This is a genomic window from Mesorhizobium sp. P2_D6 (genome assembly GCF_056404315.1).
In genome coordinates, this window is the sequence record NZ_JBFUEG010000005.1 from 421,736 (window position 1) to 443,243 (window position 21,508).

Annotated in this window: 19 protein-coding genes; 9 read left to right on the forward strand and 10 right to left on the reverse strand. The window is 63.8% G+C overall.

Annotated features, from left to right (window positions below):
• Positions 1 to 87: 87 nt before the first annotated feature.
• Positions 88 to 1,530, forward strand: coding sequence for an MFS transporter (locus AC1D1L_RS14110; RefSeq protein WP_477342101.1), 1,443 nt, complete (start codon positions 88 to 90; stop codon positions 1,528 to 1,530).
• 22 nt (positions 1,531 to 1,552) lie between these two features.
• On the opposite strand, the gene AC1D1L_RS14115 is transcribed toward AC1D1L_RS14110, so the two are convergent.
• Entirely contained in the window at positions 1,553 to 2,257 is a 705-nt protein-coding gene (locus AC1D1L_RS14115) for a nitroreductase (RefSeq protein WP_477342103.1), read from the reverse strand.
• A 283-nt stretch (positions 2,258 to 2,540) separates the two neighbouring features.
• Between AC1D1L_RS14115 and AC1D1L_RS14120 the strand changes: the two genes are divergently transcribed.
• The 5 genes from AC1D1L_RS14120 (at position 2,541) to AC1D1L_RS14140 (ending at position 10,154) form a co-directional block, all read left to right on the forward strand.
• A complete protein-coding gene (locus AC1D1L_RS14120; protein WP_477342195.1) occupies positions 2,541 to 3,083 on the forward strand; it encodes a helix-turn-helix domain-containing protein in 543 nt (180 codons plus the stop codon).
• 96 nt (positions 3,084 to 3,179) lie between these two features.
• On the forward strand, positions 3,180 to 5,633 hold the full coding sequence (locus AC1D1L_RS14125; RefSeq protein ID WP_477342105.1) for a GcvT family protein: 2,454 nt from the start codon (positions 3,180 to 3,182) through the stop codon (positions 5,631 to 5,633).
• Entirely contained in the window at positions 5,630 to 6,529 is a 900-nt protein-coding gene (locus AC1D1L_RS14130) for a homocysteine S-methyltransferase family protein (protein ID WP_477342107.1), read from the forward strand. The genes AC1D1L_RS14125 and AC1D1L_RS14130 overlap by 4 nt, the downstream gene beginning before the upstream one ends.
• The gene (locus AC1D1L_RS14135) at positions 6,529 to 7,710 is read left to right on the forward strand and encodes a pyridoxal phosphate-dependent aminotransferase (protein WP_477342109.1); all 1,182 of its coding nucleotides are present in this window, start codon (positions 6,529 to 6,531) and stop codon (positions 7,708 to 7,710) included. Before AC1D1L_RS14130 ends, AC1D1L_RS14135 begins: the two co-directional genes overlap by 1 nt.
• Positions 7,707 to 10,154: a GcvT family protein gene (locus AC1D1L_RS14140; protein WP_477342111.1), complete on the forward strand. Its 2,448-nt coding sequence runs from the start codon at positions 7,707 to 7,709 to the stop codon at positions 10,152 to 10,154. Before AC1D1L_RS14135 ends, AC1D1L_RS14140 begins: the two co-directional genes overlap by 4 nt.
• Before the next feature lie 145 nt (positions 10,155 to 10,299).
• Here the strand turns inward: AC1D1L_RS14140 and AC1D1L_RS14145 are convergent, their stop codons facing one another.
• The 7 genes from AC1D1L_RS14145 to AC1D1L_RS14175 form a co-directional block, all read right to left on the reverse strand.
• Positions 10,300 to 10,887, reverse strand: coding sequence for an NAD(P)H-dependent oxidoreductase (locus AC1D1L_RS14145; protein ID WP_477342113.1), 588 nt, complete (start codon positions 10,885 to 10,887; stop codon positions 10,300 to 10,302).
• Positions 10,887 to 11,468 (reverse strand): NAD(P)H-dependent oxidoreductase, encoded by a 582-nt coding sequence (locus AC1D1L_RS14150; RefSeq protein ID WP_477342115.1) that lies wholly within the window; start codon positions 11,466 to 11,468, stop codon positions 10,887 to 10,889. The genes AC1D1L_RS14145 and AC1D1L_RS14150 overlap by 1 nt, the downstream gene beginning before the upstream one ends.
• Before the next feature lie 205 nt (positions 11,469 to 11,673).
• Positions 11,674 to 13,077, reverse strand: a complete 1,404-nt coding sequence (locus AC1D1L_RS14155) for an FAD-binding oxidoreductase (protein ID WP_477342116.1) — start codon at positions 13,075 to 13,077, stop codon at positions 11,674 to 11,676.
• Entirely contained in the window at positions 13,077 to 14,390 is a 1,314-nt protein-coding gene (locus AC1D1L_RS14160) for a cytosine deaminase (RefSeq protein ID WP_477342118.1), read from the reverse strand. The genes AC1D1L_RS14155 and AC1D1L_RS14160 overlap by 1 nt, the downstream gene beginning before the upstream one ends.
• Before the next feature lie 229 nt (positions 14,391 to 14,619).
• Complete coding sequence (locus tag AC1D1L_RS14165; protein ID WP_477310841.1) at positions 14,620 to 15,471, reverse strand: ABC transporter permease; 852 nt, start codon at positions 15,469 to 15,471, stop codon at positions 14,620 to 14,622.
• Positions 15,458 to 16,267, reverse strand: a complete 810-nt coding sequence (locus AC1D1L_RS14170) for an ABC transporter ATP-binding protein (RefSeq protein ID WP_477342121.1) — start codon at positions 16,265 to 16,267, stop codon at positions 15,458 to 15,460. The genes AC1D1L_RS14165 and AC1D1L_RS14170 overlap by 14 nt, the downstream gene beginning before the upstream one ends.
• A gap of 17 nt (positions 16,268 to 16,284) precedes the next feature.
• Entirely contained in the window at positions 16,285 to 17,289 is a 1,005-nt protein-coding gene (locus AC1D1L_RS14175) for an ABC transporter substrate-binding protein (RefSeq protein ID WP_477310837.1), read from the reverse strand.
• Positions 17,290 to 17,543: 254 nt separating this feature from the next.
• Between AC1D1L_RS14175 and AC1D1L_RS14180 the strand changes: the two genes are divergently transcribed.
• Complete coding sequence (locus tag AC1D1L_RS14180) at positions 17,544 to 17,927, forward strand: RidA family protein (RefSeq protein WP_477342123.1); 384 nt, start codon at positions 17,544 to 17,546, stop codon at positions 17,925 to 17,927.
• Positions 17,928 to 18,145: 218 nt separating this feature from the next.
• Positions 18,146 to 18,949, forward strand: a complete 804-nt coding sequence (locus AC1D1L_RS14185) for a creatininase family protein (protein WP_477342125.1) — start codon at positions 18,146 to 18,148, stop codon at positions 18,947 to 18,949.
• 3 nt (positions 18,950 to 18,952) lie between these two features.
• Here the strand turns inward: AC1D1L_RS14185 and AC1D1L_RS14190 are convergent, their stop codons facing one another.
• Together AC1D1L_RS14190 and cobD are read right to left on the reverse strand one after the other, a co-directional pair.
• Positions 18,953 to 19,462 (reverse strand): tyrosine phosphatase family protein, encoded by a 510-nt coding sequence (locus AC1D1L_RS14190; protein WP_477342127.1) that lies wholly within the window; start codon positions 19,460 to 19,462, stop codon positions 18,953 to 18,955.
• The gene (gene cobD, locus AC1D1L_RS14195) at positions 19,459 to 20,514 is read right to left on the reverse strand and encodes a threonine-phosphate decarboxylase CobD (RefSeq protein ID WP_477342197.1); all 1,056 of its coding nucleotides are present in this window, start codon (positions 20,512 to 20,514) and stop codon (positions 19,459 to 19,461) included. The genes AC1D1L_RS14190 and cobD overlap by 4 nt, the downstream gene beginning before the upstream one ends.
• Between cobD and cbiB the strand changes: the two genes are divergently transcribed.
• Positions 20,513 to 21,490, forward strand: a complete 978-nt coding sequence (gene cbiB, locus AC1D1L_RS14200; protein ID WP_477342129.1) for an adenosylcobinamide-phosphate synthase CbiB — start codon at positions 20,513 to 20,515, stop codon at positions 21,488 to 21,490. The two genes, cobD and cbiB, sit on opposite strands and share 2 nt — an antisense overlap.
• The last annotated feature ends 18 nt before the right edge of the window (positions 21,491 to 21,508 follow it).

Here is a 21,508-nt window from a genome sequence, read left to right on the forward strand (position 1 = left end):
TGGTAGAAGATGTGACCGCCCAACCGGTCCAAGGGATCAAGAAATCCCGTCTCAGAGTCGGCATCGTCGTTTGGTTCGAACATCCCCATGACCGCAGAACTATCCGCCGGTGCCACGGATCGCGCCGATGTGTCGGCCAGAGCCTTGCTCCTGCTGCCGCTGACGGTCGCCTGCGGCGTGTTCATGACCAGCCTCGACCAGAATGTCGTGGTCACTGCGCTGCCCGGTATCAGCGAAAGCCTCGGCCGCCCGCCCAGCCAGCTCGGCCTGCTGATCACGGTCTATGTCGCCAGTCTGATCATCTCGATGCCGCTTGGCGGCTGGGCAGCCGACCGCTTCGGCCTGCGCAATGTCTACTGCTTTGCCTTGCTGGTGTTTGCGGCGTCATCGGCGCTGTGCGGGCTGTCCAACGACATCTGGACGCTGGTCGGCGCCCGCGCGCTGCAAGGGTTTGGCGGCGCCTTGATGGGGACGCTGGGTCAGGTCGTCATCCTGTCGACGTTCCCGCGCAGCCGCACGCTGAAGATCAACATGTACATTTCGCTCGCCGGCCAGTCCGGACCGCTTGTCGGGCCGCTCGTCGGTGGCGCGCTCACCACCTACATTTCCTGGCGCTGGATCTTCTTCATCAACGTGCCGTTCGCGCTGGCGGCCGCCGTCCTTGCCGCCTCGCTGTTTCCGACGGTTACCAAACCGGTGCGCACACCGTTCGATTTTCCGGGCTTCCTGCTGGTCGGCAGCGGCATGGTGCTGCTGGTCTTCGGCATGGATTCGCTTGCCGCAAAAGATGCCGCAGGCAGCGTGATCGCGGCCGAGCTGGCGCTGGCGATCGTCATCCTGACGCTAGCCTCTTTCTACTGCCTGCGCGCCCGCAACCCGCTTCTTGACCTCAACCTCCTGCGCATCCGCACCTTTCGCATCTCCTTCCTCACCGGGGGCGGACTGGACACGATCGGCTTAAGCTCCGTGGTCTTCCTGCTGCCGCTGATGTTCCAGCTCGGCTTCGGCATGAGCGCGGTGCAGGCGGGTTCGCTGACCTTCGTGGCAGCGATCGGATCGCTGATCATGCGTGTGTTCATGCCGCACCTGCTCAACCGCTTCGGCTTTCGCCGCGTGCTGGTCGTCAACACGCCGATCGTCGCCGCGATGGTTGCCGGCTTCGCCTTGATAGAGGCAACGACACCAGTATGGATCGTGCTCGCCTATATCTTTGCCTTCGGCGTCCTGCGCTCGGCGCAGTGGGCATCGACCGGCAATCTCGCCTATTCCGACATCGCGCCCGACCAACTCGCCCGCTTCAGCGCGCTCTATTACATTCTCTGGCAGCTGGCGGTGGCAATCAGCGTCGGCCTGGCCGCCGCGTTGCTGTCATTCCTGGCCGACGGTGGGCCTGCCGTGACCAACGACTTCCGCATCCTGTTCGTGGTCGAGGGCGTCATCACGCTGTGCGCGCTGATCGCCTATCTCAAGCTGACGCCGCAGGACGGCGCCCATGTCAGCGGCCACGGCGCGCAATTGAGTGTGGAATAGAGCCCGTTGGGCAACGCTCGCTTTATTCGCTGAACGTCACCCACTCTTCCAGTGGCACGCGGTCGGTGCGAAAATCGTTTTCGGGCTTGGACGTATCCTCATGGCCGAGCGCCATGCCACAGACGACGATTTCCTCGTCGGGAATGTTGAGCACCGGCCTTATCTGCCGGTGATAGGGCGCAAAGGCTGCCTGTGGGCAGGTGTGCAGGCCCCTGCCCCGCGCCGCGACCATGATGTTCTGCAGGAACATGCCGTAGTCGATCCACGAGCCCTGGTTCAGCCGCCGGTCGATGGTGAAGATCATGCCGACCGGCGCATCGAAGAAGACGAAGTTGCGGTCGTGCTGGGCGCGCATCTTGTCGACCTCGCGGCGACCGATGCCAAGCGCCCCGTAGAGCCCGAAACCGTTGGCGCGCCGGCGGGTCAGATAAGGTTCGAAGAACTGGGTGGGATAATAGCGATACTCGTCCCAATCGGCCTTTTCGGCGCGGATACCGGAGTTGAGGATGGCATCTGATATCTGCTGCTTGATCTCGCCCTTGACCACATAAACCCGCCAGGGCTGCATGTTGGTGCCGGAAGGCGCGCGCGCGGCAACGGAGAGAATGGCGCGGATCGTCTCGTCATCGACCATGTCGGGCAGAAAGGCGCGCACCGAACGGCGCGACAGGATCGCCTCGTCGACAATAGCCGCGTCCTGCGCGATTTGGGCGTTTTTTTCCAGCATGGGCCGTCCCTTTGCGCATACCCGGAAAGCCGAAACGGCTTTCAGGGAAGACCTTGCGCAGATTCCAAACCTTGGTTGCCGACCCGGCGCCCCCACATCAGCCGTTCGTGGCCGAGCCTTTGCATGAACCGTCGAAATCGCGCAAGCAAATCTTGTGGCCTCATGAAAATCCCCTTGATTTTTTCACGCACGTGGGGTCTCATGAAATTCACTCCAGAATTTTCATCCAGTGAGCGTTTTGCCCCCAGCTATCGCCAAAACATTGCAGGGACCTGACGAGCGCTTGCTGGCGAGCGACATCCGTGCGCTGCGCAAAGCGCGCGGGCTGACACTGGCCGAGATCGCGCTGAACCTCGGCCGCTCCGTCGGCTGGGTCAGCCAGGTCGAGCGCGGCCTGTCGATCCCTTCGCTGGGCGACCTCAGGGCCTTCGCCGACCTGTTCGGCGTGCCGCTCAGCCTGTTCTTCAGCCATGACGTGCCTATCGAGAAGGAACGCGGCGTGATCGTGCGCGCCGGCAGCCGGCGCACGCTTGGCACAAGCGAAACCGGCCTTGTGGAGGAGCTTCTGTCACCCGATCTCGGCGGTAGTTTCGAGATGGTGCGTTCGATCTTCGCGCCGGGCGCGGAGCTGAAGACCGAACAGCTGCGACCGACCGAGGAAGCCGGCTATATCGCTTCGGGTATTTTCGAGATCGAGATCGCCGGCGTCTGGCATCGGCTCAGTGAAGGCGATTCCTTCCGCTTCGGGCGCAAGCCGTACCGCTGGCGCAATCCCGGCAGAGAGCCGGCCGTGGTCATCTGGGTGGTTTCCCCACCCGTATATTGAATGCATGTCGCCCAAAAGTGTGCAGCGGTTTTGGGACAACGACATGCATCAAACAAAAAGTAGAAGCGCAACGCGCTTCAGGTTTGGGAGAAGAACATGGCCGGTTTGCCGACCACGGCACGCGTGGTGATTATCGGAGGCGGTGTCGTCGGCACCTCCGCGCTCTACCACCTTTGCAAGGCGGGCTGGACCGACTGCGTGCTGCTTGAGAAGAACGAGCTGACATCGGGCTCGACCTGGCATGCCGCCGGCAATGTGCCGACCTTCTCGTCGTCCTGGTCGCTTATGAACATGCAGCGCTATTCGACCGAGCTTTATCGCGGTCTCGCCGACGCGGTCGACTACCCCATGAACTATCATGTGACCGGCTCGCTGCGGCTTGCCCACACCAAGGAGCGGATGCAGGAATTCCAGCGCGCCAAGGGCATGGGCCGCTACCAGGGCATGGATATCGACATTGTCGGTCCCGACGAGATCAAGCGCCGCTATCCCTTCATTGAGACGCATGATCTCAAAGGCGCGCTCTACGACCCGAGCGACGGCGACATCGACCCGGCGCAGCTAACCCAGGCGCTGGCCAAGGGCGCGCGCGACATGGGCGCTAAGATCGTCCGCTTCTGTCCGGTCACGGGTGTGCGCCGCGAGAACGACGAATGGGTGGTTGTAACCCCGCAGGGCGAGATCCGCTGCGAGATCGTCGTCAACGCCGCCGGCTACCGTGCCGCCGAAGTCGGCAAAATGTTCGGCCGCGACGTGCCGATGATGGTGATGAGCCATCAATATATTTTGTTCGAGGAAATCCCCGAACTGATGGCCTGGTCGAAGGAACAGGGCAAGAAACTGCCGCTGCTGCGCGACGTCGACACGTCCTACTATCTGCGCCAGGAAAAGAACGGCATGAATCTCGGCCCCTATGAGCGCAATTGCCGCGCGCATTGGGCGACCCACAACGACCCTATGCCGGAGGATTTCTCCTTCCAGCTGTTCCCCGATGATCTCGACCGTCTCGAACATTATCTGGCCGACGCCGTCGCCCGCGTGCCGATCCTCGGGACCGCAGGCCTGTCCAAGGTCATCAACGGACCGATCCCCTACGCGCCGGACGGCAATCCGCTGATCGGTCCGATGCCCGGCGTTCCCAATGCTTTCGAGGCCTGCGTCTTCACTTTCGGCATCGCGCAAGGCGGTGGCGCCGGCAAGGTACTGGCCGAATGGATCACCGAAGGCCAGACCGAATGGGACATGTGGTCCTGCGATCCGCGCCGCTTCACCAGCTTTGCCGCCGCACAAGACTACAGCGTCGCCAAAGGCATGGAGATCTACGGCAACGAATACGCCATCCAGTTCCCGCGCCATGCCTGGCCTGCGGGGCGCGACCGCAAGCTGTCGCCGATCCATGATCGCATCAAGGCGCTCGGCGCCCAGTTCGACGCTTACAATGGCTGGGAGCGTGCCACCTGGTACGCGAAGGACGGCGACGATACGTCGGAAGAAGCCACGCTTACCTTCAACCGAGAAGGGCCGTGGCATCACCGCGTGCGCGAAGAATGCCTGGCGGTGCGCGATGCCGCCGGCATTCTGGACCTGCCCGGCTTCTCGCGCTTCAACCTCGAAGGCCCTGGCGCAGCCGAATGGCTGGCGCTGCAGGTCACCGGCCTGGTGCCCAAGCCCGGCCGCATCGGCCTCGTCTACTTCGCCGACGACAAGGGCCGCATCGTCACCGAGATGTCTGTGGTGCGCCATGGCGAAGAGCAGATGACGCTGATCACCGCGGCGGTAGCGCAGTGGCACGATTTCGAATGGCTGAAGTCGCGCATGCCGAAGGACGCAGCTTTCACCCTCACCGACAGGACCGAAGACTATTCGACGCAAATCCTCGCCGGTCCCAATTCGCGCAAGATCCTGGCCGAGGTCTGTGGCGCGGATCTCTCGCTGCCCTGGCTGACGCATCAGGAAACCACCATCGCCGGCCGCTGGGCGAAGCTGGTGCGGGTATCCTTCGCCGGCGAACTCGGCTGGGAAATCCACACCAAGGTGGAAGACACCGGCGCCATCTTCGACGCCGTCTGGGCGGCAGGACAAAGGCACGGGCTAAAGCCGTTCGGCATGTATGCGCTGGATTCGCTGCGTCTCGAAAAAGGCTACCGGACCTGGAAGGGCGACCTGTCGACCGACTATACGGTCCTGCAGGGCGGGCTCGAGCGCTTCGTCAAATGGGACAAGCCCGACTTCCGCGGCAAGGCAGCCCTGCAGAACGAAAAGCAGCAAGGCGTGAGGAAGCGCTTCGTCACCCTGGTGGTCGAAAACCCCGGCGATTGCGACGCGCCTTCGGTGTCGACGCTATGGCATGACGGCAAGATCGTCGGCGAGACGACCTCGGGCGGTTGGGGTCATCGTATCGACAAATCCATCGCGCTCGGCATGCTGCGCGCCGATCTGGCTGAACCCGACACCGCCATCGAGATCGAAATCTTCGGCGACCGTTTCAAGGCGGTTGTGCAGAAGGACGAGCCGCTGTGGGATCCGAAGAATGAGAGGCTGCGGGCGTGAAGACTGTTATCCTCACCGATGGCGGTATGGGCCAGGAGCTGGTCCGCCGCAGCAAATCCGAACCGACGCCGCTGTGGTCGGCCAGGGTGCTGATCGACGAACCGGATCTGGTGCGCGACCTGCATGCGGAATTCATCCGTGCCGGCGCCCGCGTCATCACCATCAACACCTATTCGGCCACGCCGGAGCGGCTGGCTCGCGAGGGCGCAGAGGAACTGTTCAAGCCGCTGCAGAAGCGCGGCATCGAGCTTGCAAGGCAAGCTTGCGAGCAAGCCGGAGAGGCAACCATCGCCGGCTGCCTGTCGCCGCTGTTCGGCAGCTATGCGCCGGCACTGACCATTTCCTATCAGGACACACTCGACATCTACCGCCGCATCGTTGCCGAGCAGGCGGACGGCGTCGATCTCTTTCTGTGCGAAACCATGGCCTCCGCCGATGAAGCGCGCGCGGCCGTCACGGCGTCATCGGAAAGCGGCAAGCCGGTCTGGGTGTCATGGACGCTGGCCGACCACGGCACCCCGCGCCTGCGGAGCGGCGAAGCGATCGCCACGGCCTCGCGTGCACTCGACGGCCTGCAGCTCGCAGCACGGCTGGTCAATTGCTGTCGGCCCGAAGCGATCGCCGCGGCACTGCCCGAACTGATCGATCTCGGCGGCCCGGTCGGCGCCTATGCCAACGGCTTCACCTCTACCGAAGCGCTCAAGCACGGCGGCACCGTCGATGTGCTGCACGCCCGCCACGACCTTGGTCCTGATGCCTATGCCGACCAGGCGCTCGGCTGGGTCGAGGCCGGCGCCACCATCGTCGGCGGATGCTGCGAAGTCGGCCCTGCCCACATCGCTGCCTTGCGTGACCGGCTCGAACAGGCCGATTACCAGATTTCGGGAGTTCAATGATGCCCAGACCGTCAAAGCGCATTTCCGGCATCGTGCCTTCGGGCAAGGATGGCTGGGAGGTCCACACCGAGGCCTGGGCCCGCAAGGAGGCCGGCCAGGACATCATCATGCTGTCGGTCGGCGACCATGATTTCGACACGCCTACGCAAACCATCGAAGCCTGCGTGACGGCGGTTCGCGGCAGCAACCACCACTACACTCCGCTTCCCGGCGTTCCGCGCCTGCGCAGGGCGATGGCAGCGGCATCGACCGCCTGCACCGGCATCGAAACGAGCCCCGCTCAGGTGATCGCGACGCCGGGCGGCCAGGCAGCCCTTTATGCTGCCGTGCAGGCCGTGCTCGACCAGGGCGACCATGCCATCGTCGTAGCGCCGTATTACGCCACCTACCCCAACACGTTCAGCGCCGCCGGCGCCAGTTTCACCGTGGTCGAGACGCCGGCCGCGGACGGTTTCCAGCCGCGCGCCGACAGCATCCGCGCAGCGCTCAAGCCGAACACGCGCGCCATATTGATCAACACGCCGAACAATCCGACCGGCGCCGTCTATTCGCGGGAGCGGCTGGAAGAACTGGCCGCAATCTGCAGGGAGCACGACCTCTGGCTGCTGTCGGACGAGGTCTACTGGACGCTGGGCGGCGGCGAACACATTTCGCCGCGCGGCCTGCCCGGCATGGCTGAGCGCACGCTGGTCATCAACTCGATGTCCAAGAGCCATGGCATGACCGGCTGGCGCATGGGCTGGCTGACCGGCCCGACTGAGATGATCACGCTGTTGACCAACCTCAATCTGGTGACGACCTACGGCCTGCCGGCCTTCATCTCGATCGCCTGCGCCGAGGCGCTGGAAAACCGTTACGGCGTCAAGGAAATCGCCGAGCGCTACGCGGCGCGCCGCACCGCGATGCTCGACGCGGTGCGCGGCATGAACAATGTCACCGTGCACGGCTCCGAGGGCGGCATGTATGTCATGCTCGACATCTCGGCGGTCGAGCCCGACGACGAGAAATTCGCCTGGGCTTTGCTCGATGCCGAAAAGGTCGGCGTCATGCCGGGCTCCAGCTTCGGCAAGGCCGCCGCCGGCCATATCCGCATCAGCCTCTGCCAGCCGGAACCTGTGCTTCAGGAAGCCGCAAAACGCCTGCGCCGCTTCGCATCCAGCTATCGCCGCGAGGCCGCATGACCAAACCCATTCCCACCAAAGCCCGCGCCGTGATCATCGGCGGCGGCGTCTCCGGCTGCTCGGTCGCCTATCATCTGGCCAAGCTCGGCTGGACCGACATCGTGCTGCTCGAACGCAAGCAGCTGACATCGGGCACGACATGGCACGCCGCCGGCCTGATCGGCCAGCTGCGCGGCTCGCAGAACATGACGCGGCTGGCGAAATATTCGGCCGACCTCTACGTCAAGCTGGAGGCCGAAACCGAAGTCGGCACCGGCATGCGCCAGGTCGGTTCGATCACCGTGGCGCTGACCGAAGAGCGCAAGCACGAAATCTATAGGCAGGCCTCGCTCGCCCGCGCCTTCGATGTCGATGTACGCGAGATTTCACCTAGGGAAGTCAAAGAGATGTATCCGCATCTCAACGTCTCCGACGTGGTCGGCGCCGTGCATTTGCCGCTCGACGGCCAGTGCGACCCGGCCAACATCGCCATGGCGCTGGCCAAGGGCGCGCGCCAGCGCGGCGCCACCATCGTCGAAAATGTGAAGGTCACCAAGGTCCACACCAAAGCCGGCCGTGTCACCGGCGTGTCGTGGGCGCAAGGCGAGGACCAAGGCACGATCGAGGCCGACATCGTCGTCAACTGCGCCGGCATGTGGGCGCGTGAACTCGGCGCCCAGAATGGCGTCACCATCCCGCTGCATGCCTGCGAGCATTTTTACCTGGTCACCGAGCCCATCCCCGGCCTCGGCCGGCTGCCGGTGCTGCGCGTGCCGGACGAATGCGCCTACTACAAGGAAGACGCCGGCAAGATGATGCTCGGTGCTTTCGAGCCTGTGGCAAAACCCTGGGGCATGGACGGCATCCGCGAGGATTTCTGCTTCGACCAACTGCCCGAGGATATGGAGCATTTCGAACCGATCCTCGAAATGGGCGTCAACCGCATGCCGATGCTGGCGACTGCCGGCATCCACACCTTCTTCAACGGCCCCGAAAGCTTTACTCCGGACGACCGCTACTATCTCGGCGAAGCGCCGGAGCTGCGGGGTTATTGGATGGCGACCGGCTACAACTCGATCGGCATCGTCTCCTCCGGCGGCGCCGGCATGGCGCTGGCACAATGGATCAACGATGGCGAAGCGCCCTTCGACCTCTGGGAAGTCGACATCCGCCGCGCCCAGCCGTTCCAGAAGAACCGCCGCTATCTAAAGGAGCGTGTCTCCGAAACGCTCGGCCTTCTCTATGCCGACCATTTTCCTTACCGGCAGATGGCAACGTCCAGGAATGTCAGGCGCTCGCCGCTGCATGAGCATCTGAAGGCGCGCGGCGCGGTCTTCGGCGAAGTCGCCGGCTGGGAGCGCGCCAACTGGTTTGCCAGGCCGGGACAGGAGCGCGAATACCGCTACTCCTGGAAACGGCAGAACTGGTTCGGCAACCAGCGCGAGGAACACCTCGCGGTCCGCAACAAGGTCGGCCTGTTCGACATGACCTCGTTCGGCAAGATCCGCGTCGAAGGCCGCGATGCCTGCGCCTTCCTGCAAAAGCTCTGCGCCAACGACATGGACGTCGCGCCGAGCAAGATCGTCTACACCCAGATGCTCAACCAGCGCGGCGGCATCGAAAGCGATCTCACCGTATCGCGGCTGTCGGAGACGGCCTATTTCCTCGTCGTTCCCGGCGCGACGCTGCGGCGCGACCTGGCCTGGCTGCTCCGGCATGTCGGCGAGGAATTCGTCGTCATCACCGACGTGACCGCAGCTGAAAGCGTGCTCTGCCTGATGGGGCCGGATGCGCGGAAGCTGATCCAGAAGGTCAGCCCCAACGATTTTTCCAACGAGAACAATCCGTTCGGCACGTTCCAGGAGATCGAGATCGGCATGGGCCTCGCCCGCGCCCACCGCGTCACCTATGTCGGCGAGCTCGGCTGGGAGCTTTACGTCTCGACCGATCAGGCAGCGCATGTCTTCGAAGCGATCGACGAGGCCGGCGCGGATGTCGGCCTGAAACTCTGCGGCCTGCATACGCTCGATTCCTGCCGCATCGAAAAGGCCTTCCGCCATTTCGGCCACGACATCACCGACGAGGACAATGTGCTGGAGGCCGGCCTCGGCTTTGCAGTGAAGACGGCAAAAGGCGACTTCATCGGTCGCGACGCGGTGCTCAAGAAAAAGGAGGCCGGCCTGTCACGCCGGTTGGTCCAGTTCCGGCTGAAGGACCCTGAGCCCCTGCTCTTCCACAATGAGGCCATCCTGCGCGACGGCAAGATCGTCGGCCCAATCACCTCAGGCAATTACGGCCATCATCTTGGTGGCGCGATTGGGTTGGGTTATGTGCCAAGCAAGGGCGAGAGCGAGGCGGATGTGCTTTCCTCATCCTACGAGATAGAGATCGCCGGCGAGCGTTTCACCGCCGAAGCATCGCTGAAGCCGATGTATGATCCGAAGGCGGAACGGACGAAAATGTAGCGCTCTCTTCCTTCGCCCCGTTCACGGAGAGAAGGTGGCCCGAAGGGCCGGATGAGGGGGCGGCGCCAAGGTCTGCAGAGTTCGCGCCGCCCCTCATCTGCCTGCCGGCATCTTCTCCCCGTAAACGGGGCGAAGAAGGCTAACCTCAAAACCGCTCCAGCTTCCTGCGAACTTTCGTGAGAAACGCCGCCCGGCTCTTCGGCGTCGAGGCGTCCATCAGGTAATGCGCCAGGAAGAACGTCCGGCAGCGGCGAGCGCACAGCGCCCGCGTGCCGCGCAGCAAGGTCTTGCGGCCAGGCTGGCCGACGACGACGCTCCACCAGGTCGGCGCGCCGCAGGTGGTGATAACGCCGACCTTGGTGACATGTGTCATCAGCGACGTGATGCGCCCCTTGCCCGCCGGCAGCTTGAAGGCGACATCGGTCGCCCACACCCGATCGAGCCAGCCCTTCAGCATTGCCGGCAACCCGTACCACCAGGTCGGATAGATGAAGAGGATCGCCTGCGCCCAGGCGAGATGCTCGAAATGCGGCTTCAGCGCCAGATCCTCCGGCGCGCGCTCATTGTAGGCGCGCCGCTCATCGCTTCCCATCACCGGGTCGAAGTTTTCCGCATAGAGGTCGAGCAGGCGCACCTCCCAGCCTCGCGCCTGAAGCACATCGACAGCCGTGTCGCGAATAGCGGCGCAAAAACTTTCGGGCACCGGATGGCAGTAGACCACCAGCACGCGCATCAGAATTGATCCATCCTGGCCGCGACCCTGGCGAGGAAGGCCGCCCGCGTCTCGTCGGTCGACAGGTTCATCGAATAATGCGCGAGGTAGGACACGGAGGCGCCGGGCTTGATCGTCGCCCGCAGCATCCGTTTGACCAGCCGGCGCGGCGGATCGCCCATCAGCATGGCGCGAAACCGGCCGCCGCCATAGGTGGTGACGGCCGCCAGTTTACGGATGTTGTGCAGCGATGGCTGCGCCTGGCCGTCGACCAGCTTGAACGACACTCCGGGCAGGAAGACGCGGTCGAAAAAGCCTTTCAGGATGGCCGGAAAGCCATAATTCCAGACGGGGTAGGACAGCACCAGCGCCTCGGCCATAAGCAGACGCTCGACATAGGGTGCGGCCGGGTCCGCGGGGCTGCGCTGGTTGTGATAGTCCAGCCTCTCCCCGCGCGTCAGCCTGGGATCGAAATCCTCGGCATAGAGATCGCAGTCGTCGACGTCATGGCCGGCCGCCGTCAGCCGCTCGACGATCGTCCGGTGCATGCCGGCGTTGAAGCTGGTCTCCACCGGATGCGCATAGAGGACGAGAACTTTCATGGGGAGGCATTGCCGGGGTCAGCGCGAAGCACCCCCCTCTGCCCTGCCGGGCATCTCCCCCTCAAGGGGGGAGATTGGCAGCTTTTACGCCGCGCCTGTCCTTCCAACATTGGAGATTGGCGAAAGAGGTGGAGCGAATAATCTCCCCCCTTGAGGGGGAGATGGCCGGCAGGCCAGAGGGGGGTGGACGGGCGCAAACCTCTCATCACACCGCCTTCTGCAGGCCCTTGAACAAATAAGTCCGGCCCGAGCGATAGTCATAGTCCGGATTTTCCCAGGCGATCATCTTGCCGGGGTTGAGCAGGCCTTGCGGATCGGTCTCGCGCTTGAAGGCGAGCTGGATTTCGTCGGTCTGCTTCATGCCGCCTTCTTCCAGCGTGTAGCGATGCGGGTTGAAGATCGGGCAGCCGTTCTCCTCATGCAGCCGGATGATCTCGTTAAGCCGCGCCTCTGTGGTGAATTTGACCAGCGGCAGGCCGAAGCAGGTGATGTTGCCGTCGAGCCGCACGAATTCGAGATGCGAGAAGACCTCGCCCGGAAACATCGCATCCATCTTCTCGACCAGCGCCAACTGGTTGGGAAACGGATAGAGCGACTGTAGGTAGGTGATCGCGGGATCGACGCGCAGTGCCCGCAGCGTGGTGTGGTTCCACGCCAGTTCGAAGCCCGGCGGCAGGCCTTTCTTGTCCTCGTCCGTCACTGTTGCCGCATTGAAGATGATTTCGCCGCCGGCGCGACCGGTGAACGCGAGGAAAGCGTCGAGCCCATGCCGGGCAACCATCACGACGCAGATGCTCTGCCCTTCCCTGAAAAACTTCTGGTGCCGCTTGAAATAGAGTTGGGGCACCGGGGCGGCGATCGGCGTGATCAGCTTGGTCAGGATGCCGTCCTGGCAGGCCAGCGCATTGCCGTAGCGGGCCGCCGGCATGAAAGCGTCGAAGCCGACGATCACGTCGATCCACTCATAGGCCGCCGTCAGCGGCATCTCGACTTCTGTGATTATACCATTGGTACCGTAGGCGTGCGTGACCTTGTGCAAATCCTCGCCGGTGAGTTCGAGTGCCTTCGGCTCGGCCTCCATGGTGACGACCCGCAGGCGCAGCACATTGCCGAAATCGCGCAAGCCACCGAAATTGATCGAGCCGACACCTCCCGAGCCACCGGCGATGAAGCCGCCGATCGACGCCGTGTTGTAGGTCGATGGCGACAGCCGCAGTTCCTGCCCGGAATGCGCCCGCGTCGCTCTGTCGATGTCGGCGAGGATCGCGCCCGGCCCGGTCACGACGCGGCCCGGCGCGATGGTCTTGATCTCGTTCATCTCGGCCAGATTGAGCACCACGCCGCCCGACAGCGGCATCGCCTGCCCGTAATTCCCGGTGCCGCTGCCGCGCGGCGTCACCGGTACGCCGTGGCGGTGGCAGGCGGCGAGCACGCGGATCAGTTCAGCCTCGTTTTTCGGCGTCACGATCAGGTCGCCCGTGACATGGTCGAGCTGCTGTTTCAGCACCGGGCTGTACCAGTAGAAATCGCGGCTCTTCTGCTGGACGATGGCTGGATTGTCGTCGAGTTTTATCCCGTCGAGATCGCGTTTGAGCGCCGAAACATCCATTAGTCCACCATCAGTTCGTCGAGTTCGGCATAGTCGGGCAGCTGGCGTTCGATGGCCTTGCCGTCGCGCACGACGATGCGATCCGATTCGGGCCGCGACAGCAATTCCGTCCAGCTCCGTCCCTTGAAGACGATGAAGTCTGCGCTGCCGCCGGCAGCCAGCGTACCGAGACCGTCGAGCCGCATCACCTTGGCCGGCGTCGTCGCCACCGCTTGCGGCCAATCGCCGACCGGATGATCGAAATGCAGGATGCGCGTCGCCATACGGTAGACCTCCAGCATGTCGAGATCGCCATAGGCATAGAACGGGTCGCGCGTGTTGTCGGAGGCGACGGCGACCGGAATGCCCCTCGCCTTCATCTCGTGCAGCAGTGTCACCCCGCGCCAGCGTGGCGTGGTCTGGTCGGCGCGCCGGTCCTGCAGATAGAGATTGCACATTGGCAGCGACACCACGGCCAGCCCGGCCTTGGCCACCTTGTCCAGCGTGTCCAGCACGTCGAGATCCGGCTGGCGTGCCAGCGAGCAGCAATGTCCCACCAGGATGTTACCCTCGAAGCCGTTCCAGAGGGCAGCCTCGGAGATCTTCTTCAGCGAGATCGCCGCGACGTCGTCCGTCTCGTCGGCGTGGAAATCGAGATCGAGCCCGTGCTTGATCGCCTCAGAAAACACCTTGTCGAGCAGTTCTTCGAGATCCGGCACCATATAGGTGACGACGCCCAGTACGCCCTTGGCGGCAGCGACACGCTTGGCCAGCCTCTCGAACCATTCCTTGTCGCGCACGCCCTCGATGCCGAGCAGGCAGGCAGCCTGCAGCTCGATGCGGCCGCGCCATGTCTCCCGCATCGTCTCGAACACCGGCCAGGAGATTTCTTCCTGCGGCGGCACGCTGTCGAGATGCGTGCGCAGCGCCTTGGTGCCGTGCGCATAGGCTGAGCGCAGCGAGAAATCCATGCGCCGCGCCACATCCTCGGCATTCCAGCGTGCGGCGCGATCGGCGCCGGTGGCATTGAGTGCGCCCATGAAGGTGCCATCGGGATTGGGTTTTCGCGGCCAGATGTGGCCTTTGTCGATATGGGTGTGGCAGTCGACGAAGCACGGCAGGATGATGCGGCCGGCAAGGTCGATGGCATCGGCCGGCGCTTTTGATTTCTTGTGCGGCGTGATGGCTGAGATCTTGCCACCGGCGACAGTGATGTCGGCCAGCGCGAAGCCATCGCTATCAAAGGCCGCGGCAAAGCCGGGCGTGACGGATGTGTGAAGCCGGACTTTGGAAAGTGCGAAGTGGCCGGATTGTGGAATAACCGCCGAAGTCACCGCTGCCCCTCATCCGCCTGCCGGCACCTTCTCCCCGTATAGTGACGGGGAGAAGGGGCTGTCACGACTGTCGGCGCTCGTTTTGCGACGCTAACGATCGGCGAAACCATATGTGACGGCATCTTTCTCCCCGTCACTATACGGGGAGAAATGTCCGGCAGGACAATGAGGGGCAGCGCCAACGTCTGCACGGACGGCAGCCAGCTTTTGTCCAAGGCGTAAAACATCCCTACCGCTCCTGCTTCAGCGCGCTCTCGTGCCAGCGCCGCAGGATGAGATGCGACACCAGCGACAGCACCAGGAAGATCACTATGCCCGTCAGCGAAATCAGGATCAGCGCCGCAAACAGCCGCGGCGCATTGAGCCGGTAGCCGGCCTCGATGATGCGCGACGCCAGCCCCGACGACTGCCCCTGCGCGCCGGCGACGAACTCGGCCACCACGGCGCCGATCAGCGACAGGCCGCCGGCGATTTTTAACCCACCGAGGAAATACGGCATCGCCGCCGGCAGCCTGAGATAGCGCAATTGCTGCCAGCGTGTGGCGCCGTTGAGCTTGAACATGTCGCGCAGGTTGCGGTCGACCGAATTGAGGCCAAGCGTGGTGTTGGACAGGATCGGGAAGAAGGCGACGATCCAGGCGCACAGCAGCAGCTTCACCGTCTGGTTGTTCACATAGATGTTGATCAGTGGGAAGATCGCCACGATCGGCGTCACCTGCAGCACGATGGCGAAGGGGAAGAACGACATTTCCACCCATTTCGATTGCGCAAACAGCACCGCCAGCCCAACGCCGCCAATGACGGCGAGCAACAGGCTGAGGAAGGTGATCCTGAGCGTCACCAGAAGCGAGGAGAACAGCAGCCCGGCATCGTCGTACAGCGTCTGCAGCACGACGCCCGGACGCGGCAGGATGTATTTCGGAATCTCGTTCCAGACGCAGATACGGTCCCAGAACCAGATCGCCAGGATCATGATTGCCAGCGGCAGCAGCCATCTACCAATCCGCTCCAGCCGCTCCTGGCGCACACGGCCCGCCTCCTCCGGATCGAGAGTCAGTGAGGGCTGCTCAATGGCCGTCATGGTGCGGTCCGGCTGATGTGTTGATGGCGTTGACCAGAATGTCCGAGGCCTGGCGGCAGAGCGCGGCATAGTCGGGCGAGGTCCGAAACACCTCGTCACGCGGATAGGCGGCATCGATGGCCAACTCGGCATGGACGCGTCCCGGCCGCGCCGCCATGACGACGACTCGGTTGGACAGGAACACGCTTTCGAAGACGCTGTGGGTGACGAAGACGACGGTGAAGCGTTCGTCCTGCCATAGCTCCAGAAGATCGTTGTTGAGCTTGAAACGGGTGATCTCGTCGAGCGCTGCGAACGGCTCGTCCATCAACAGGATGCGCGGCTTGGTCACCATGGCGCGCGCGATCGAGACGCGCATCTTCATGCCGCCGGAAAGCTCGCGCGGCACGGCATTCTCGAAGCCGGTCAGATGCACCCGCGCCAGCATCTCCGTCACCGCCGGCGCTGCCTTGGCGCGCGAGATGCCTTTCAGCCGCAGCGGCAGCCAGACATTGTCGAAGACATTGGCCCAGGGCAGCAGCGTCGGCTCCTGGAAGACGAAGCCGATGTTCGAGCGGTCGATCGAACCGCGCCAGTCGAGCACGCCTGAGGTCGGCGTCGACAGGCCGGCGATCAGCCTGAGCGCCGTCGACTTGCCGCAGCCTGACGGCCCGAGCAGGCTGAGAAAATCGCCTTCGCGGATTGTCAGGTCGACATCGCTCAGCGCCGTGACGCCGTTGGAAAACACCTTGCCGACATGGCGCAGCGCCAAAAGCATCGGGCTTTCGCCCGACGCTGTCATGGGCGCCTTCGCCATTGTCTCCAGTCTCACGATTACTTCTTCAGCTCGAGCCCGACGCCCTTGTTGATGAAGGCCAGCGTATAGGCCTTCTTGATGTCGATGCCGGGCTGCGCAACCTTGGCCTTGACCATCTTGTCGTAGAAACTCTGGATACGTGCGTCGGTCATGGCGCCGATGCCGAGCTTTTCCGAATCGCCGGAATCGACCACGCCGAATTTTTTCAGCTGTTCGATCGAGAAGGCGATCTGCTCATCCGTCATGTCAGGATTGTCCTTCTTGATCATGTCGTTGGCGGCCTTGTTGTCGCCGTAGAGGTAATTGTACCAGCCCTTGGCCGAGCCATCGACGAAGCACTGGACGACCTCCGGCCGCTTGTCGATCGTGTCCTGCATGACCTCGACGGTGGTCGCATAGGTCTCCCAGCCATAGTCGGCGAGCAGGAACTGGTTCGGCAGGAAACCGCCGGCTTTCTGCACCGCGAACGGCTCGGAGGTGACATAGCCCTGCTGGATCGACTTCTTGTTGGCGATGAAGGGCGCCGGATTGAAGGTGTAGGGCACGCGCTTGGCGGCATCGAAGCCGAGCTCGGTGACCATCCACTGGAAGAAGGTCTGCGCGCCTTCGTCGCCGAGAATGTACTGGTCGGCGTTCTTCAGGTCCTCCCACTTGTCCAGTCCCTGCCCCGGCTGGGACATGATGACTTGCGGGTCCTTCTGGAAATCGGCCGCGACGACGCGCATCGGAATGCCCTGCTGCACGGCATCGAAGGCCGACAAGAGATTGCCGCCCATATAAAAATCGAGCTTGCCGGCCAGCAGCAGCGGCCGGCCGCTGACCTGCGGACCGCCCTGCGAGATCGTCACGTCGAGGCCGCAGGCGGCATAGGTACCGTCGGCGACAGCCTGGTAGTAGCCGCCATGCTCGGGCTCGGCCAGCCAGTTGGTGCCGAAGGTGACTTTCTCGTTCGCAGCCGCACCCAGCGTGCTGGCTCCAAGCAGCGCGAGAGCGCCAGCCAAAATCTTCCGTCTTCCGTACATCGACACCACCCTTTGTTGGCTCCGGAGCGTCACGCGCCGGGCTCGACACCATTGGTCCAAGAAGCAAGACACATGCCACCGCCCGGACCGCCTGCTTCACGCGGACGTCATTGCCAAGACCGGACGGGTCATGCTGTGCGGGAGGCATCGTGCCTATTTTTTGGACGCCTGTCCACAATCGCCCCTATGCCATGCACCGCATCTTGAGGGCCCAGCCGTCCGGCCCTAGGCTAGCCGCAGAACCGGAGATTGCCATGGTCAGATTCCTCACCCCGAAGTCGATCAAGCCGCCTTTCGCCCGCTACAGCCATGGCGTCGAAGTGCCGGCGGGCAAGCGGCTGGTGCTGTGCTCGGGTCAAGTCGCTATAACGGCGGATGACCAGATTCCGGAGGATGCCGGCGCCCAGGCCGAACTCTGCTTTCAAAACATAGCGGCGATTCTGGCTGAAGCCGGGCTCGGGCTTGCCGACATTGTACGCATCAACGCCTACGTCACCGACCGCGCGCATCTGCGGCCCTATATGGATGTCCGCGATCGGCTGTTTGCCAGCCCGGCTCCAGCCTCGACACTGATGATCGTGTCGGGCTTCGCGCGACCGGAATTCAAGGTGGAGGTCGAGGCGATCGCGGCTGGATAAGAAGTGCCGGAGAAATCTACGAATCGACAGATCGATAGTCTAAAGTCACGCAAAGTTAGCGCTGCCCTTCATCCGCCTGCCGGCACCTTCTCCCCATATAGTGACGGGGAGAAGGGTCTAGCTCAAACGCCGGCGATCCCCCTCTCCCCGTTCTCACGGGGAGAGGGTAAGGGTGAGGGGCAGCGCAAACGCCAAACCAGTTCCTCCGAGGCCTTAATATGAGCGAAACGAACAGACGCGTGTGGTGGGGCAATTACCGGACCACCGAATACGCCGCGATCGACCCGGAGGCGACCATTGCCGTCCTGCCGGTGGCGGCGATCGAGCAGCACGGCCCGCATCTGCCTGTATCAACCGACACATCGATCATGAACGGCATGCTGGAGACGGTGATCGCCCGCCTGCCAGGCGATCTCGATATCCGCATCCTGCCGGTCCAGGCGGTCGGCAAATCGAACGAGCATCTGCATGCACCGGGCACGCTCACTTTGCCCGCGACGACCCTGGTCGATGCCTGGACCGAACTTGGCCTGTCAGTCGCCCGCGCCGGGGTGAGAAAACTGATCGTCGTCAACTCGCATGGCGGCAATGAAGAGATCATGGGCATCGTCACGCGCGAGCTGCGCGTGCGTGAAAGGATGCTGGCGGTGAAGACCAGCTGGCAGCGTTTCGGCCGCCCGGCCGGCATGTACACCGGGCTGGAAGATCGCCACGGCATTCATGGCGGCGACGTCGAGACTTCACTAATGCTGCATTTCCGCCCGGAGCTGGTCGACATGGGCATGGCCGACAATTTCGTCTCCAAGGTCGCCCGCGCCGAGACCGAATTTGCGCTGCTGCGCCACACCGGCACACACGCCTTCGCCTGGATCGCCAGCGACCTCAACCCCAACGGCGTCGTCGGCGACGCCTCGATCGCCACCGCGGAAAAAGGCCGGCTGACGGCGGAGCATCAGGCCGACGGTTTCATCACCCTGTTGAAGGACGTGCGCAAGGCGAAGCTCGCCGACTGGTTGGCGTAAAGCTCAGCCATCGATCTTGAGAACAAACGGCGTGCCCTCAAAAGCGTCGGCGCCACGTCCGATCGCTTCGATCGCTTCGATCATGCGGCCTTGGCGTGAGAGCAACGTATCGGCTACCGCGATCAGCCGCGGATTGGGCGTCGCCGAGGGCGAAAGCTTCCGCAATGTCTGCGCCAGTTCCGCCTCGTCGCGCTTCGGCGCCAGCGCTGCAGCAATGATATAGGCCGAGGCGGTCGAGCGGCTGATGCCGGCGTAGCAGTGCACGACCATCGGCTTGGCGCGATCCCATTTGCGGGCAAAATCGAGCAGATTGCGCACATGATCTTCGCCCGGCATGGTCATGCCGTCCTGCGCCACCGCAATATCGTGCATGACCAGATGCAGGTGGTTTTCCCGCGCAATCGAGGCCGGCCGCGTCACCTCGGTGCCGGCGGCAAGCAGCGACAGCACGCGCTCGGCGCCGCTTCTGGCCACCGTCTCCTCGAGCTTGGACAGCGAACAGACATGGATCATCGCGCTATCTCCCTGGCGCTATCGTCGCGCCGTGCGGCCCAGTCGGCAAGCGCCGATTCGAGCCGTTGCCATTCCTCATCGGCACCAGGCAGCCCGGCACGCAGCACCTGTGGTCGGTCGGAAAAATGCCGAAGCAGGATGCCGCGCTCGCCGAGCGCCGAAAACAGCCCGGCCGCGTCCGGCATTTGAAGATAGCGAAACAGCGTCGTGCCACCGGCGACGGGAATCCCAAACCGGGCAAACAGCGCATCCAGCCGCGCGGCATCCTCCGCCAGCCGGCGCCGCATGTCAGCCTGCCAGCCGCTGTCGGCAAGCGCGCGGATGCCATATTCGAGCGCCGGACCGGCGACGGCCCAGGGTCCGAATTGCGTCTCCAACCTCTCGACCGCCAGCGTGTCGGAAAGTGCAAAACCGAGCCGCAGGCCGGCAAGGCCAAAGAACTTGCCGAAGGAGCGCAGCACGACGATGCCGCCCTGCCCGACATCGCCGGCCAGGCTTTCCACGTGCGGGCCGACATCCATGAAGGCTTCGTCGACCACCAGCAGCCCGCCCTTGGCGCGCAACTCCCCGGCAAGCAGCAGCAGCCTTTCCCGCGACACGACACGTCCATCGGGATTGTTGGGATTAACGACAATGGCAAGGTCAGCTGCGGCAAGCACCTCGACATCCTCGACCTCCGCCACCGCATGGCCGGCGATGGCGGCCACCCTGGCGTGTTCGGCATAGGTCGGCCCCAGCACCAACGCCCGGCCTGGGCTCACCAGCGAGGCGACGCGCGGCAACAGGATCTGCGTGCCCGGGGCTGCTGCAACATGCACCGCCGACGGCGCGCCATAGGCATCGGCGGCGACCTTAGCCAGTTCATGCAGACGCGCCACTTCCGGCAATCGCGACAGAGCGGTGGCGGGCAGATCGAAAAGCGGGTAGGAGTGCGGATTGATACCTGTCGAGAGATCGACGAAAGGCTGTGGCGCGTGGGGGAAGAGCGCGCTCGCCCGGCCAAGGGATCCACCGTGATCCACCGCAGCAATCGCTCCATCAGAAAGCTTCATGTCGGTCCTGATCGCTTTCCTGTCGCTGGCCATCGAACGCATCCTGGGCTACCCGGACTGGCTGTTCCGTGCCGTTGGCCATCCCGTCACCTGGTTCGGCAGGCTGATAGCCTTTCTCGACCTCCGGCTCAACCGCGACACTGATTCCGACGCGCGGCGTCGTCGCCGCGGCATGCAGGCGCTGCTGGTGATCGTGCTGGTGCCGGCGCTGATCGCCTTCATCGTGCAAATCCTGCTGTGGCAACTCTTTCCTGCCGGGATGATCATCACGGCGATCATGGCCTCGTCGCTGCTGTCGCAGAAGAGCCTCACCGAACATGTCGAAGCGGTGGCCGATGCGCTGGACACCGGCGGGCTGGCGCTCGGCCGTATTGCCGTCGCGCGCATCGTCGGCCGCGACCCCGAAAAGCTCGACCACGCCGGCGTCAGCCGCGCCGCGATCGAAAGCCTGGCCGAGAATTTCTCCGACGGCATCGTCGCGCCTGCCTTCTGGACCGGGGTCTGCGGGCTGGCCGGCGGTGTCGCCTACAAGGCCGCCAACACCGCCGATTCGATGATCGGCCACCGCACCCCGCGCCACGAGGCCTTCGGCCGGGCGGCGGCACGCTTCGACGACTGGATCAACCTGCCGGCCTCCCGGCTGACGGCGCTGTTGATCGTCGCTGCCGCCTTTCTTGTCCGCGACGCCGACCCTCGCAACGCTTGGGAAGCTGTGCGCCGCGACGCCAAAAAGCACCGCTCGCCCAATGCCGGTTGGCCGGAGGCGGCGATGGCAGGAGCGCTCGGCCTGGCGCTGGCCGGCCCGCGCAGCTATGGCGGCGTTGTCGTCGAGGATGCGTTCATGGGCGAAGGCGGCCGTCGCGAGGCGGAGAGCCTGGACATCAGGCGGGCGTTGAAACTCTACCAGGTCGCCGACTATCTGCTGATCGCGCTGTTCGGGTTGCTCTCGGCGGCGCTGATCGCGATGACGTTCTGAACGGTTCTTACCCTCCCC